The organism is Pedobacter sp. TM02, assembly GCF_059705275.1.
On sequence record NZ_AP046530.1, the window covers coordinates 1733191 to 1747277 of the forward strand.

General features: G+C 44.1%; 14 protein-coding genes and 1 tRNA gene. 6 read left to right on the forward strand and 9 right to left on the reverse strand.

The features are described from left to right. Positions 1–16: 16 nt before the first annotated feature. The 6 genes from AC6H1S_RS07260 to AC6H1S_RS07285 all read right to left on the reverse strand — a co-directional run bounded on the left by AC6H1S_RS07260 (position 17) and on the right by AC6H1S_RS07285 (position 5586). Positions 17–1678: a peptide MFS transporter gene (locus AC6H1S_RS07260; protein ID WP_199141568.1), complete on the reverse strand. Its 1662-nt coding sequence runs from the start codon at positions 1676–1678 to the stop codon at positions 17–19. Positions 1679–1779: 101 nt separating this feature from the next. Then, entirely contained in the window at positions 1780–2673 is an 894-nt protein-coding gene (locus tag AC6H1S_RS07265; protein WP_497565691.1) for a hypothetical protein, read from the reverse strand. Between the two features lie 52 nt (positions 2674–2725). After that, positions 2726–3904, reverse strand: a complete 1179-nt coding sequence (locus AC6H1S_RS07270) for an acetyl-CoA C-acyltransferase (protein ID WP_497565692.1) — start codon at positions 3902–3904, stop codon at positions 2726–2728. A gap of 122 nt (positions 3905–4026) precedes the next feature. Beyond that, positions 4027–4206: a type II toxin-antitoxin system antitoxin gene (locus tag AC6H1S_RS07275; protein ID WP_199141571.1), complete on the reverse strand. Its 180-nt coding sequence runs from the start codon at positions 4204–4206 to the stop codon at positions 4027–4029. Continuing rightward, on the reverse strand, positions 4190–4729 hold the full coding sequence (locus tag AC6H1S_RS07280; protein ID WP_497565693.1) for a hypothetical protein: 540 nt from the start codon (positions 4727–4729) through the stop codon (positions 4190–4192). Before AC6H1S_RS07280 ends, AC6H1S_RS07275 begins: the two co-directional genes overlap by 17 nt. Then, positions 4729–5586, reverse strand: a complete 858-nt coding sequence (locus AC6H1S_RS07285) for an SPFH domain-containing protein (protein WP_330106963.1) — start codon at positions 5584–5586, stop codon at positions 4729–4731. Before AC6H1S_RS07285 ends, AC6H1S_RS07280 begins: the two co-directional genes overlap by 1 nt. A 254-nt stretch (positions 5587–5840) precedes the next feature. On the opposite strand from AC6H1S_RS07285, the gene AC6H1S_RS07290 reads away from it, so the two are divergent. The 6 genes from AC6H1S_RS07290 (at position 5841) to AC6H1S_RS07315 (ending at position 11781) form a co-directional block, all read left to right on the forward strand. After that, the gene (locus tag AC6H1S_RS07290; RefSeq protein WP_497565694.1) at positions 5841–7919 is read left to right on the forward strand and encodes an HD family phosphohydrolase; all 2079 of its coding nucleotides are present in this window, start codon (positions 5841–5843) and stop codon (positions 7917–7919) included. A gap of 64 nt (positions 7920–7983) precedes the next feature. Further along, positions 7984–8073: transfer RNA gene (locus tag AC6H1S_RS07295), tRNA-Ser, on the forward strand. A gap of 317 nt (positions 8074–8390) precedes the next feature. Next, positions 8391–9416, forward strand: a complete 1026-nt coding sequence (locus AC6H1S_RS07300) for a sensor histidine kinase (protein WP_497565695.1) — start codon at positions 8391–8393, stop codon at positions 9414–9416. A gap of 10 nt (positions 9417–9426) precedes the next feature. Beyond that, a complete protein-coding gene (locus AC6H1S_RS07305; protein ID WP_497565696.1) occupies positions 9427–10197 on the forward strand; it encodes a LytR/AlgR family response regulator transcription factor in 771 nt (256 codons plus the stop codon). Between the two features lie 109 nt (positions 10198–10306). After that, a complete protein-coding gene (locus AC6H1S_RS07310) occupies positions 10307–10684 on the forward strand; it encodes a DUF4890 domain-containing protein (protein ID WP_497565697.1) in 378 nt (125 codons plus the stop codon). Between the two features lie 8 nt (positions 10685–10692). Beyond that, entirely contained in the window at positions 10693–11781 is a 1089-nt protein-coding gene (locus tag AC6H1S_RS07315; protein WP_497565698.1) for an alpha/beta hydrolase, read from the forward strand. Positions 11782–12152: 371 nt separating this feature from the next. Here AC6H1S_RS07315 and AC6H1S_RS07320 read toward each other — a convergent pair whose 3' ends face one another. The 3 genes from AC6H1S_RS07320 to AC6H1S_RS07330 form a co-directional block, all read right to left on the reverse strand. After that, complete coding sequence (locus tag AC6H1S_RS07320) at positions 12153–12461, reverse strand: hypothetical protein (RefSeq protein WP_497565699.1); 309 nt, start codon at positions 12459–12461, stop codon at positions 12153–12155. Between the two features lie 93 nt (positions 12462–12554). Beyond that, positions 12555–12833 carry a type IX secretion system membrane protein PorP/SprF gene (locus tag AC6H1S_RS07325; RefSeq protein ID WP_497565700.1) on the reverse strand — a complete coding sequence of 93 codons (279 nt, stop codon included), beginning with the start codon at positions 12831–12833 and terminating at the stop codon, positions 12555–12557. A gap of 154 nt (positions 12834–12987) precedes the next feature. After that, a complete protein-coding gene (locus tag AC6H1S_RS07330; protein ID WP_497565701.1) occupies positions 12988–14073 on the reverse strand; it encodes a helix-turn-helix domain-containing protein in 1086 nt (361 codons plus the stop codon). Positions 14074–14087: the final 14 nt, after the last annotated feature.

Consider the following 14087-nt stretch of genomic DNA (forward strand, 5'->3'; position numbering starts at 1 on the left):
TGGTGTCTTGAATAAGCTATTTAACGCCTACTTCTTTCATAATTCCATTCAGCCATTTGAGCAAAACGAAGCCAATAACGGCCGAAAATAGCAACAATGCAAAATTTACCCAAAAGAAATTCGATTTGTCGCTATAAGTATCCCACATGGTGGCCAATACGCCCGAAAGTTTGTTGCCGATAGAGGTAGACAAGAACCAGCCACCCATCATCAGCGAGGTAATCCTTACCGGGCTGAGCTTAGAAACTAACGACAAGCCCATCGGACTTAAAAACAGTTCGCCTATGGTGATTACGCCATAGCTGCCCATGAGCCAGAGCACTGAAACTTTTTCTGAACCGTTGCCCCCCGCATAAACCGCACCCACCATAACCAATACCGAGAGTGCCGATATAAATACACCGAAAATAATCTTGCTGGCAGTGCTCGGTTCTTTGTCTCTTCGCCTTAGCCAGGTAAAAAAGGCCACAATCAGCGGCGTAAGGATGATTACCCAGGCCGGATTGATAGACAAGCTTAAATTGGTGGCCCAAAGCTCTACATGTTCGCCTTCTTTAGGCAATTGGGCTGCAGGTACGTTTTTAAAATAGGTAGGGTAGTTGAATTCTTTTTGTACCACACCATCTTTTTTCTGCAGGCGAAATGCCTCGTCGTACAAAGCCACGCTATCTTTCTGGTAAACGACGTTTTGCGAAAGGCTAAGGCTTGAAAAAGCCTGTTTGGCCGCAGGGTTGCTTACTTCGCGGTTGGTATAGCGATCGGCCCAAGTGGTTAGTGCTGTTCCGTTTTGCTTAAATACCGCCCAAAACAAAATAACCACGATGAAAATGGTTAATAAGGCAGCCAAAGGTCTTTTTTCGGTTTTGCTGGCCTTGAAATATAAAGAGCCATAAAAATAAATTACCGGCAAACAGGCAAAAATAAAGGCGTCGGTTGAGTTGGAACCTACCAGGGCATGGCCCAAAAGCTTAGTGGGCACAATCCATCCAATAACTCCTGCAATTAACGAAGGAAAAAGGATAAGCATGGCGATTTTGGCAAAGGACATATCGCCTTCTTGTACGCCTTTTTTAATATCAAAGGCCCGGTAATGCTTCAAGCCGGTTAAAAATACAATTACACCGATAAACATACCGATACCTGCGGCCAAGAAAGCATATTCCCAGCCCAGCATAATGTACATGGCCGCGCCAAAGAAATTACAGATAAAAGCACCCACGTTGATTCCCATGTAGAAGATGTTGTAGCCATCGTCTTTTTTGTCCTGATATTCGGGGGTTGAATAGATATTGCCCAGTAGGGTAGAGATGTTGGGCTTAAAAAAACCGTTGCCTATAATAACCAGGGTCATGGCCAAATAGAGCATGGTGAGGCTGTGTACGCCCATCAGGCAGTAGCCAACGCCCATCATCAAGCCCCCAATAACAATAGATTTGGTATAGCCCAGGTACCTATCGGCAATCAGGCCACCCAAAAAGGGCGTTAAAAATACGAGCGCAATAAATGTACCGTACAAATCGGCCGATTCGGCCTCAGTCATAGCAAATCCGGCCTTCACGTCTTTAAGGTACAAGGTGAAAATGCCGATCATTAAATAGTAGCCGAAGCGTTCCCACATTTCGGAAAGAAATAGGAAAGGTAGTCCCTTGGGGTGTTTTACTTTAGGGGTAGCAGACATAAATGATTAAAATAGTTCTAGTTTCAAGGTGTGTATAACCCGCAATATAAGTACATGTAGGCAGAGTAGCAAATTTTTAAGTTTTGAGCAGGGATTTGGACTCAATGGCCAGATTTGGTTACAATGGTAGAAGCCTTTACCGGTCTGCCGTAGTAGTCGTCGTTGGGTGAGGGCTCGTTTTTAAGTTCTACGTCTTCTACCAAAGACAGTTTGCCCCAGGTGAGCTTGTAGCCATCAAAGCTCAGGTCGGCACCATAATACTCGAAATTGCCGGTCATTTTTGGATCGTAGGGTGCTAAATGGTCAAACACAATCATGTTTACTTTGGCATTTACCGTCAGGGTCATGGAGTTGAGCTTGTTGTATTCGAACACTACACGGTTCTTGGTAGGTCCGTTTTTGCTCACTTCGAAAATATTTTTGCCAAAAACGGGTTCGTTTTTTTCGAACGATAAGACATCGATTACCTTTTTGGTTGTTTTTTGGTTGTTGCCTTTCCAGCCCAAAAGGATAAAGTAAGGCTGCTTGCCGTTAACAATTACCGGAACCATTTCATAATAGCGTGCTCCGAACCAATTTTTGTTGCTGGTAATGACATTCGCATCCGTCAGATTGTTGGTGTCGTCGGTTAAGGGGTAAAGTTTAAGTGCGCCATTGACGTGGGGCAACTGTATGGTGCCATAATAGCGGTAGCCACCTTCGTCGGTGGGGATAAACCAGGTGATGATGCGAAACGAATTGTCGGGCGATTTGAGGATGGAAATGCGCTTAAGCGAATCAAAACCATAGTTAAAGGAGCCATTGATCTTCAGCGCAGCCACAAATTTCTTTACAAACTGTGCATTTTTCTCCAAACGGCTCTGGTTGTCTTGGGCCATAAAGGTTTCGTCGCTTAAAATGCGCAACGAATCCTGATAGGCATTGAGTTTGGGGTCGTTGTTGAGGTTATAACTATGTTGTGCACTTAACCTGGTAAATGCACAACATAATAACATGAGGATTGTATAATTTCTAACTGCGTCAAACATCCAACTCGTTTTGTTAAGGTTAACGCAGATTTTCGATCACTATTGCACTGGCGCCACCACCTCCATTGCAGATACCGGCTACGCCGATTTTGCCTTGGTTTTGGGCCAGTACCGAAAGCAGGGTTACGATGATCCTGGCGCCCGAGGCACCCAGTGGATGGCCAATGGCTACGGCACCACCGTTAACGTTCACTTGTTCTTCTTTGAGACCGAGCTCCTGATTATTGGCTAATGAAACCACCGAGAAAGCTTCGTTGATTTCGAAAAAGTCTACATCGGCAGTTGTAAGGTTTGCCTTGCTCAAAGCCAAGGGGATGGCCTTAGACGGCGCAGTGGTAAACCATTCAGGCGCTTGTTGGGCATCAGCATAGGCCAATACCTTAGCTAAAGGCTTAATGCCCATTTCTTTGGCACGTTCGGCACTCATCAGTACCAAGGCCGCTGCCCCATCGTTCAAGGTCGATGCATTGGCTGCGGTAACGGTGCCATCTTTTTTAAATACGGGTTTTAGGCTTGGGATTTTATCGAATTTTACCGCTGCAGGCTCTTCGTCGTTGCTAAACAAGGTGATTTCGCCTTTACGGTCTTTAATTTCTACGGGAACAATCTCATCGCTGAATTTGCCGGCGCTTTGGGCAGCTTGTGCTCTTTTGTACGATTCGATGGCAAAATTATCTTGCGCCTCGCGGCTGATGTGACAGGTTTCGGCACAAAGCTCGGCAGCTGAGCCCATGTGATAGTCGTTGTACACATCCCATAAACCATCTTTAATCAAGCCATCGGTTAATTGGCCATGGCCTAAACGGTAGCCGTTGCGTGCCTTGTCTAGGTAATAAGGCACGTTGCTCATGCTCTCCATGCCTCCGGCTACAATGATATCGGCATTGCCTAGTGCAATACTTTGTGCCGCCAGCATTACGGCTTTGGTGCCCGATGCGCATACTTTGTTAATGGTAGTGGCTGGCAGATCGGGCAAACCGGCAAATTTTGCAGCTTGGGTAGCCGGTGCCTGTCCTAAATTAGCCGACAGCACATTGCCCATGTATACTTCCTGAATATTTTCTGGTGCCAATCCGGCTTTGGCTACGGCTGCCTTGATGGCCAATCCGCCTAGTTGCGTAGCCGAAAATCCAGCTAACGAGCCACCAAAACTGCCCACGGGCGTTCTTACGGCAACTACAATTACGACTTCTCTCATATATTGATCTTTTTGATATTTGGTTGGCGCAAGTTAGTCATTTGGCCCCAAATTACGGCAGAAGCAACTGATTTTGACCTTTAGATGTGTGTTCAAAAGGCTAAACAAAAGCGGTGGCGAGCCTAATCCAGGCCGGTTGATTTTTTGGAACGGCCTTTTTTCTTGGTCTTTACGGCTTCGTTAAGCAAGTACTCGATCTGGCCGTTGGTACTGCGAAATTCGTCGGCTGCCCATTGCTCGATTTCTTTGAGCAAGGCAGGGTTTATTCTTAACACAAATGCTTTTTTATCTTTCTCTGACATCGGTTTCGATAGCTCCTATGTTGTATTGACGTTTAAAATTGATCAAGAAGAGCGAAAGCTCGTCGGGTTGTGCAATGCTGAAAAGCACACGTTTGGCATTGCCCATTTCTACCTGCAGGCCGATGGATTTATCGTTAAAGATGTAAGCCTTGTCGTTGAATTTGAACCAGAGCTTGCTGCGCAGGCCCCAGCCCCCATATTCGCTAAGCGCATCGTATTTTCTGAGGTAGAGCCTGTCGATCTGTGTCCACGAAATGGTTTTTGCCCGTCTGGCGAATGGCGAAAACCGGTAGGCGATGCCACATTGGTCTATTTTCATGACCAATGCGCTTTTGTTGATCAGGTAAATCAACAAATAGGGAAGCAGGACAGCCAAAACAGGCAGGAAATACATTTTTTTAAGACTTTGTAGATTTAACCCGTTCTTGTCGAGCAAGAACACGCTGCACACGATGATGGTCTCTATACCCAAAAGGATATAGAGCCACCAAAAGTTGAGTCGTTGTTTTTCTTCAAATTCCATTAGTTGTATAAGGTGCCGGTATTCACTACGGGTTGTACATGCTTATCGCCACAAAGTACCACCAGGAGGTTGCTTACCATGGCGGCTTTGCGTTCTTCGTCTAGTTCGATAATGCCTTTTTGCGAGAGTTTTTCGAGGGCCATCTCTACCATGCCTACCGCACCTTCAACAATCAGTCGGCGGGCGGCAATAACGGCGGCGGCCTGTTGGCGCTGCAGCATGGCGCTGGCAATCTCCTGGGCATAGGCCAAGTGCGAAATACGGGCTTCGATCACCTCTATTCCAGCTCTTGAGAGGCGTTCGTTCAGTTCTTCTTCCAAAAGCATGTTTACTTTGTCGGCACCGTCTTTTAGCGTGATGTCGGCGCTTTCGTCCTCTAGATTATCATAGGCAAAGCTGTTGGCCAAATGGCGTACGGCGGCTTCGCTTTGGATATTTACATATTGCAGGTAATTTTCAACCGAAAAAGTAGCTTTGGCGGTTTCTTTAACCTGCCAAACAATTACAGCGGCGATTTCGATGGGATTGCCCATTTTGTCGTTCACCTTTAACTGCTGGCCGTTTAAGTTGCGTGCCCTGAGCGAAAGCTTCTTTTTAGCGGTTAGGGGGTTAACCCAGAAAAAGCCGTCGGATTTTACCGTACCCACATACTTGCCGAAAAGGGTAAGCACACGCGATTCGTTGGGGTTTACAATAATCAGTCCGGGCAAAACCAATATAAAATCAAAAACTAGAATGGCACTGCCAGCAAAGAAGCTTTCTTGGGTGAGGGCGAAAATGCCACCAGCAAGTAATACTAAAAACAACACTAGGGTTAAATAACCTGAAGGCGGTTTGATGATTTTTTCTGTATACATAATGATATTAATTTGATATCATAAAGTGAAACATAAAAATTGAGATTTGCAAATAAATCGGAAAGAATTTTACGGATGCCGGGCTGCAGTAATCAGTTGGCCGTTTTCAGTTTGCGATTCATCGCATTGCCATTTAACCATCAAACAAGTGGTTAATCCGGCAATTTAAGGGTGGCCACTATAGTGCCCCGTAAACTAATTGTAGGTGATTGAAAAAAATAATCTTAATTTTGAACTAATCAAGCTGTACAATTTTGGCCAAAATCAGAAAGAATTCGCGGAAAGTCCTTTATCGAAAATATTCGTCCAACATCAAATACATCATGATGGTGGCTTGTGTATTCATTATTACGCTTTACCTGCCCAAGCAGCCAAGGTTCAGGTACGAGTTTGAAAAAAACAAGGCCTGGCTTAACAAAGACCTCGTTTCGCCATTTAGTTTCGCCATCCTCAAAACCAACCCGCAGGTGGTCAGCGACAAGAAAGACGCCCTTAATCACGTATTGCCTATCTATAAGTATGACGATGAAGTGTTTAAGGGACAGGGTGAGGCTTTTTTAAATGAATTTGACGTAAAGTGGAAATCGAATGCCTTCCCGGAAAACGAGAAGGAAGCCGCTAAGAAAACTGCTTACAATATGTTGCAGGCTGTTTATAAAAAGGGAATTATCGGCCTGTCGGCCAAGCACCAGAAAGATGGCAAGCATTACGATTTTACTTTCCTGCGCGACCATATTTCGCAAAGGGTAAATTCTCAGGATGTTTACACCACCGAAAGCGCATTGGATTACTTCAAAAATAATTTCCGATCGGCGCGACCGGCCATTAAGGATGAAATTTTAGACCTGATAGAAAGCCATCTGAAACCTAATCTGGTTTTTGATGAAGCTTTGACGCTTACTGTAGAGAAAAATACGATAAATAGCCTTTCTACTACCAAAGGCATGGTTCAGAAAGGCGAGTTGATTGTAGCCAAAGGCAGTATTATAGACGATGATGTGTATCAAAAGCTGTTGTCGTACAAAGAAGCTTATGAAGCGCAGACCAAAACCATTGGCGATAACCGCCTGGTTTATTTGGGGCAAGTGTTGCTGGTCGGTTTTATCATTTCGTTGCTGATGGTGTTTCTGCACCTTTTCAGGAAAGATATTTTTGCCGATAACCGTCAGCTGTCGCTTATTTTGCTGGTGATTACTTCCATGCTGTTGGCGCTTACCTGGGCCATCAAGCTTAACATCAGCAGCTTGTATTACATTCCGTTTTGTATCGTACCGATCATTATTCGTATTCTGTTCGATACGCGCTTGGCGCTGAACCTGCATTTGTTGGTGATTTTGATTGCTGGTTTTTTCGTGCCTAACAGCTTCGAGTTTGTGTTTTACCAAACTACGGCGGGCATGGTGGCCATTTACAGCATCAAGAACTTGGTCAAACGCGAGCAGCTGCTGATTTCGGCTTCTTTTATTTTGGGGGCTTATTTTGTGTCGTTTGTAGGAATCGCTCTGCTCAGGGAAGGTTCTTTTGCACAGATAGAATGGGCCAATTTCCTGCCATTTGTATTCAGCGTGTTGCTGTCGCTGTTGGCTTATCCGTTGATTTATGCTTTTGAACGTGTTTTTGGCATTACTTCGGACGTGGCCTTGATCGAGCTGACCAATACCAACAACAAACTGTTGCGCGAGCTGGCTTTTAAAGCGCCAGGTACTTTTCAGCATTCCTTGCAGGTGGCCAACCTGGCCGAAGCCGCTATTTTTAAGATAGGCGGCAATGCTTTGCTGGTAAGGGCAGGGGCTTTGTACCACGATATTGGGAAGATGGAAAATCCGCAGTATTTTATTGAAAACCAAAATACAGCCACTAGTCCGCACGATAAGTTGCCTTACGAGCAAAGTGCCCAGATCATCATCAAACATGTGCACAAAGGCATCGAAATTACACGCAAAAACCGCTTACCGGAAAGTGTGATCGATTTTATCAGAACGCATCACGGCAACACCAGGGTCGATTATTTTTACCAGTCGTTTTTAAAGAACTCGCCAGAGAAATTCGTAGACGAGAATATTTTCCGCTATCCGGGGCCGATTCCTTTTTCGAAGGAAACCGGTGTGCTCATGTTGGCCGATTCGGTAGAAGCCGCTTCCAGAAGCCTTAAAAATCCGGATGCACAGAACATCAACGACCTGGTTGAACGCATCATCAACTACAAATTGGAACAGAACCAATTGGATGATTGCGATTTGACGCTAAAAGATTTAGAAACTATAAAGCTGATATTCAAGACTATGCTGATGAGCATCTATCATGTGCGTATAGATTATTTACAAACTGTGTAATTTTTTTTTGCAAACATCAATGAATTGCTATATTTGCAACCTCAAAACAACGATTTTGAGAAACGGTGAGGTGCCTGAGAGGCCGAAAGGAACAGTTTGCTAAACTGTCGTACTGGTAACGGTACCGCGGGTTCGAATCCCGCCCTCACCGCCAGCAATTGAAGCCCAACTGAAAAGTTGGGCTTTTTTGTTGTTTAACGTTTGGGCATATGAAAATATGCAAGTCAACGGTAATGAGTATGACTGGACAAGCCAGTGTAGCTGGCCCCTTGTCGCTAATTTCAGGTTTCGGTTTATCTTTCTTGTAATCAGGCGTTTACAAACGTTTTGTTTTTGGCGAAGAGGGGTCAATCAGTTATGGTTTTTCCAATCCTACATTTCACCTTCGAATTTTCCCGCATCACTTCCGAATATAGCCTGTCTACCCGGTAGGGAACCCGCCGGTTCATCTATTTTTTTTTACTTTGTAAAATGAACAGGACAGAACGAAACATTTGCTGGTACAGTGCTTTTTTTATTGCGCTGATGGTCAATGCAGCGCGGTTGCTGGCTTTGCGGGAAGATGGTATCGTGGCCAGGTACTGGCAGTTCAATATTTTTGAATATGGCTTTCAGTTCTTATATAACTATTTCTTCTGCATTGCCTTGTTCGTGCTTAACCTTTCAGAAGGCAGGTTTCTGGCGGGTTACAGGCAAAACAAACAGGCTGGCAATTACTACTTCTGGAACGGATTTGTTGTGGTTGTTTTTATCCTTGCCGGAGCGTATATCCAGCATCGATTTTTTGGCGATGTACATCAGAAAAATATGTTACTGAAGGGGTACACAGCTCGTTTTGTGCTTAGCAGCGTTTTGGTGGCGGTTTTCATACGCATTGTACTGCTGATACGCGAAAGCAAAAGAAAAGACCTGCTCAATGCCGACCTCAAGGCATCCAACCTGCAGTCGCAGTTGGCATTATTGCAATCGCAGCTCAATCCGCATTTTCTCTTTAATTCCCTCAGCAGCCTGTCCGGCATTGTGCGGGAAAATCCGCCGCTTGCACAGCACTATATCTTACATCTTTCTAAGATATTCCGCAACGCCATTACCCACTCAAAAGCAGGGTTGGTAAGCGTTTCCGACGAACTGAATACTGCCGAATCGTACGTTCATCTTGTCAAAATGCGTTTGGAAGATTCGTTCCGGCTTGAGGTTGACGTAGCGGCCGAGTTCCGCAACGCCCAAATACCTCATCTTGCGCTCCAGACCCTGCTGGAAAATGCTGCCAAACACAATATTTCCACAAAGAAAAATCCGCTGACGGTGAGGATATACGTGGAAAACCAAATGCTGATAGTCGCCAACAATCTTCAGCCCATAACATTCACGGGCGAAATTACCGGAACCGGGTTAGCCAATCTAAACGAACGCTACCATCTGCTGACAGATAAAAATATCGATATTATATGTACCGATAAACTGTTTATGGCGAAGCTGCCTTTGGTCAAAATATAAAATAAAAAGGATGAAAACAATACGAATACTGATCATAGAAGATGAAGCTGCTACGGCAAGGAACCTGGCATATCTGCTGCAAAATGCGGATGACAGAATCCGCATTGCGACAATGACCGAAAGTGTGCAGGAAACACTGGAATGGCTTTCGGAACATCCGTATTCCTACGACCTTATTTTTTCCGACATCCGTTTAGCCGACGGTCTTTCGTTTGAGGTATTCAAGAAAATAAAAGTCAATACACCTGTTGTTTTTGTTACTGCTTACGACAACCATGCCATTGAGGCATTTAAAAACAACGGTATCGATTATATTTTAAAACCCTTTGACGAAGAGGAACTTCAGGCTGCCCTAGCCAAATTTGAAAGCCTGACTGCACAGGGAAACGCAACCCCCGCATATCCCGATATTTCCGCCCTGCTGGAGCTGATGCAGAAGCCGGAAAAGACGTTCAGAAAATCCTTCCTTATTGCTTACCGTGACAAACTCATTCCCGTAGAATCGCGTCAGATAGCTTGGTTCTACACTGCCAACGAACAGGTGTACGCACATACCCTCGATGCTCGCCAATATATCATTGAAGAAACGCTCGAAGAACTTGAAAAGCAACTGGACCCTGGTGTTTTTTTTCGTGCCAACAGACAATACATCATTAACCGCAAGGCCATCTCCGAAATAGAACATCACTTTAACGGACGGCTTTTTGTAAAAATCAGTCCCGCTACTCCCGCAAATGTGTTGGTAAGCAAGGCAAGAGCTACGTATTTAAAAACTGGCTGAACGGTTAAGATATTTCACCCTTGGATTTTGCCGTTACACCTTGATATTTCAGCACGGCATCCGGGAGGTTTATATTTTTACATCGTCAAAACTTTAAAAATAGGATATTATGAAAAACCTAATCAAGTTGCTGTCGCTAATCCTGATGATGGCATTATTCCAAACCGCCAGTGCACAGGATTCAACAATGAAAGGCGGAACTCCCGAACAACGGGCGCAGCTGCAGACCGCATGGATGAAAGACAAGCTTGCGCTCAACGAAACTCAAGTCGGCCAGGTAAGTGCCATCAACCTGAAATACGCCAAAATGAACGACCCCGTACTGAAAGGCAGTGATAACAAATTTTCAAAATTCAAAAAGTTGAAAGCTGCACAAAAAGACAAGGAAAAGGAATTGAAAGGGATACTTGCTCCTGACCAGTTTACTAAATATCTAGCTATGCAAGATGAAATGAAAGATAAGATGAAAAACAGAAAATCCAAATAATTTAAACCATGAAAGCAAGATTGTTATTCGTACTTTATATAGCGGTATCGCTTACGATTTTTTCCATGATTGCCTGTTCCAAAAACGGCGATGAATCTGCACCTACAGATCCGCCCGCAAACAACACCCTGCAAGGACCTATCCAAAAACCTGCATCAGGGTACGGGTCTGACGGCCCCTATGAAGTGGCCGAGATAGATTTTCCCAATCCGGAATACAACGGCACGCAGGTAAGTATTTTTTATCCCAAGGGAATTACCACTCCTCAGCCCACCATCTTTTTTTCGCATCCTTACGGAGGGGAAGACAAAACGTACAATATCGGACTGTATAACTTTATTGCCAAAAAAGGTTATGTAGTTGTTTTCGTGCCTTACCGCACTTACGATATAAGCATTGATCACCGCTACGAAACGCTTTGGGATGGCTTTACCACCGCGGCAGCCAATTATCCCAATATTATTGATACCAAAAAAGTGGGCTTCATGGGGCACTCGTTCGGGGGCGGAGCGTCTATCGGTTTGGCATACAAAGCATTTAAAGAAAAAGGATGGGGTGGAGACGGTCGTTTTCTCTTTACGATGGCTCCGTGGTATGCTTTTAACTGGGGGAGTCCATCCAATTATTCTACACAGCAGCAATTGCAGGATTTCCCACCCAATACTAAAATGATTACTCAAATCTATGAGGATGATGTTTTCAACGACCACCGAATGGCGATTGATATTTTCAAGAACATCAACATCCCCAACAGTGAAAAGGATTTCATCTATTTCAAAACATCAACTGTTGCAGGATACACTTATCTTACAGAACACGCAATGCCCACTTCCCGCAAGACATATGACGCCCTGGATTATTATGGTGTTTACCGCCTGCTGGATGCGATGATTGACTATAGCTGGAACGGAAATGTGGCTGCCAAAGACGTAGCACTGGGCAATGGCTCTACCAAACAAACTACCATGCCGAGCTATAATGGACAGGTAATGGCTCCGCTTGAAGTTACGGACAATCCCACGCCAAAATATCCGCAAGGCAAGTACGAGTTTCAGTGTGGCAGTACCACCAATCCAAGAATATCGTATTGTAACTGAGAAAATGCTGGAAGTAATTAATCTTATACCGGTTGTACAAACCGCTGTAGCTGATCCTGTGTCGCCAATTTAAGGTTCGATTTATCTTTTTCGTAATCAAATATTTATAGGTATTCTATTTTTGGCGGACCGGGGTCAATCAGTTGTGTTCTTTTACTGAATTGGCTTGTGCTGTCAAACCTTCTCTGGGTTCTGCCAGATCTTTAACCTTGAGAAGTGGCGGGATTGATTATCCAGATAGCAATATTTTACCATTACCACTCACATAGCTTGCCCGATCAATTCGTATATACTGGCAGCAGGATTGCACTTATTGCCATTCGCAAATAGGCATTTCCACAACAGTAATAAGGTTGGGTCATTAGCCAAACTTACAGAAAGGAAAGCTGGCCTGAAACCTGACCTGCCGGTGTTTCTTTTTCCTCGAGCAAGGGATTAGTTGGTTTAGTTATTGGCATATAAGAGCAAAGGGCTACCCTTGGAAAATTCATGAATTTTAGCTTAGTCAGCTCAGCTTTGGAATCGTAAGCTTCAAAGCCTTTTCTAAAGAGTTCCTTCAAGTTGAGATCGTTTTCGGCTGAAGTTGAAAGCGTTTCGATTAAGGCGATATCTTTTTGGTCTTCGGGTATAAGCTCTATTCGAACAATAGTTTTAGATACGAATTGGTAGTGATACTTCATTAGGACTGATTGAATGCCCTAAAGTAATCATATTTTCGCTTGTTTCTGTACTGTTAAGCGTGTTTTCTTTACAGAAGCATTCCTTTAAACCGACTAAAAAAAACGAGGACTAAGCATCGGGATGTGTTTCCTGGCGAACATAAGGCTAACGGATAGTTCATGGGTTCCAGAACTATATCCCTGAAGCGGACCAACCGAAAAATCATAAGCATAGCCTATCCTCAATCGGTCGGAGGGAGCAAACTGTAGGCTGGCCACTGCGCTGTTCAGCTTGCTGAGATTGTTTTGGAGATTGTCTTTACGGTAAAGTTTTATACCTGTGCGAAAATTAGAAAATAAATTGCCATTGGCATTTTTAAGAATACGTGACAAGACTTAATTGGATTTGAGAGCTGATTAGATGAAAATAGGCGATGGTTAATTTAGATTGTTGTTTTACATTAACGACAAATATATAACATAAAATTAAAACTGTAAACGATTAGTTACAGTAAGTGAAGAAACCGTATCAGGTTTGTGTATGGATTTAGGCTAAGCACGAATTTAGCTCAGTTTTGCCTGTTCGGTAATTGCTTGGCGTGGTACCGGTAGCCGTGCGAAAATGGCGGTTAAAAGTGGCGCGTGAATTAAAGCCACATTCCTGCCAGATCAAATCGATGGCCATATCGGTTTCTTGAAGCATTCTGCAGGCCATCTTTACCCGGTACCCATTTACAAACCCATAAAAATCCGTTTTCATTTGCATGTTAAGGGTTTGTGTAACATGGTGTATAGGCGCTTGAATGGCCTTGGCCAATCCTTTCAATGAAAGTTCCGCTTCCATGTATATTTCCTGGTCAGCCACCATCAGCAGGCGCTTGGCAATTTCTTCCATGTCTTTTGCCGTTAGGGGCGATTTGTGATATTGTTTTTGTTCGGCATCTGTAGCTTCTTTTGCAGAAAGCTGTTTTGTAAAATACCTGAAAAGGGCCAAAGCCATGGAAAGGAAGACCAGCCAGTTGACGATGAGCGTGCTTTCGGGTACAAAGAAACCTTCCGGATTTTTAGAGGTATGCCTATAGGCTATGCCTACAATATTTGCCATGACCGCCATAGGCAACTGTGTAATAATCAACAGCAAAAAAGCAGCATGGTTGCCGCTGGTATGCCTTTTAGACATGGCCTTGGCAATGACTGCCATCAGGTAACCAATCGATAATATCGTTGAGCATACCATGAGCCAAACCGTAGTGGTATGCGTTGCAAAAAACGACCCTTTAAAGATATTTGCCTTAAGAGAGAGCATAATCAACAGCAGGGGCACGAACAGGTGTAGGCAAACCTTGCTGTTTTTAGGATATTCGTCTATTACAGCTAAGCTAAACAGGTAGGCAAAAGGTCCGGCTAGCACCAGAAAAGGGAGAAAAGGCAACCTAAAAGCATCGGTGCCAAATAGACCGAAAAGATTACTGGCGCAAACAAAAGCTATAAACAATGCAATGTTGGCCCAAAGCCCAAATTTGGCAATGGGTTTTAAGCGACAGACTTTAAAAGCCAGCAGCATATTAGCCGAAAGGATAGAAAAAAGCGTAATTGAAAATACAATAGTCATCACAGGCCAGGGTACCTGCATTTGATTTTGCAGAT

Excerpts from the sequence above, each read along its gene's own strand:
- AC6H1S_RS07260 (WP_199141568.1), bottom strand. The coding sequence starts at position 1,678 with ATGTCTGCTACCCCTAAAGTAAAACACCCCAAGGGACTACCTTTCCTA.
- AC6H1S_RS07265 (WP_497565691.1), bottom strand. The coding sequence starts at position 2,673 with ATGTTATTATGTTGTGCATTTACCAGGTTAAGTGCACAACATAGTTAT.
- AC6H1S_RS07270 (WP_497565692.1), bottom strand. The coding sequence starts at position 3,904 with ATGAGAGAAGTCGTAATTGTAGTTGCCGTAAGAACGCCCGTGGGCAGT.
- AC6H1S_RS07275 (WP_199141571.1), bottom strand. The coding sequence starts at position 4,206 with ATGTCAGAGAAAGATAAAAAAGCATTTGTGTTAAGAATAAACCCTGCC.
- AC6H1S_RS07280 (WP_497565693.1), bottom strand. The coding sequence starts at position 4,729 with ATGGAATTTGAAGAAAAACAACGACTCAACTTTTGGTGGCTCTATATC.
- AC6H1S_RS07285 (WP_330106963.1), bottom strand. The coding sequence starts at position 5,586 with ATGTATACAGAAAAAATCATCAAACCGCCTTCAGGTTATTTAACCCTA.
- AC6H1S_RS07300 (WP_497565695.1), top strand. The coding sequence starts at position 8,391 with ATGAACAGGACAGAACGAAACATTTGCTGGTACAGTGCTTTTTTTATT.
- AC6H1S_RS07305 (WP_497565696.1), top strand. The coding sequence starts at position 9,427 with ATGAAAACAATACGAATACTGATCATAGAAGATGAAGCTGCTACGGCA.
- AC6H1S_RS07310 (WP_497565697.1), top strand. The coding sequence starts at position 10,307 with ATGAAAAACCTAATCAAGTTGCTGTCGCTAATCCTGATGATGGCATTA.
- AC6H1S_RS07315 (WP_497565698.1), top strand. The coding sequence starts at position 10,693 with ATGAAAGCAAGATTGTTATTCGTACTTTATATAGCGGTATCGCTTACG.
- AC6H1S_RS07320 (WP_497565699.1), bottom strand. The coding sequence starts at position 12,461 with ATGAAGTATCACTACCAATTCGTATCTAAAACTATTGTTCGAATAGAG.
- AC6H1S_RS07330 (WP_497565701.1), bottom strand. The coding sequence starts at position 14,073 with ATGCAGGTACCCTGGCCTGTGATGACTATTGTATTTTCAATTACGCTT.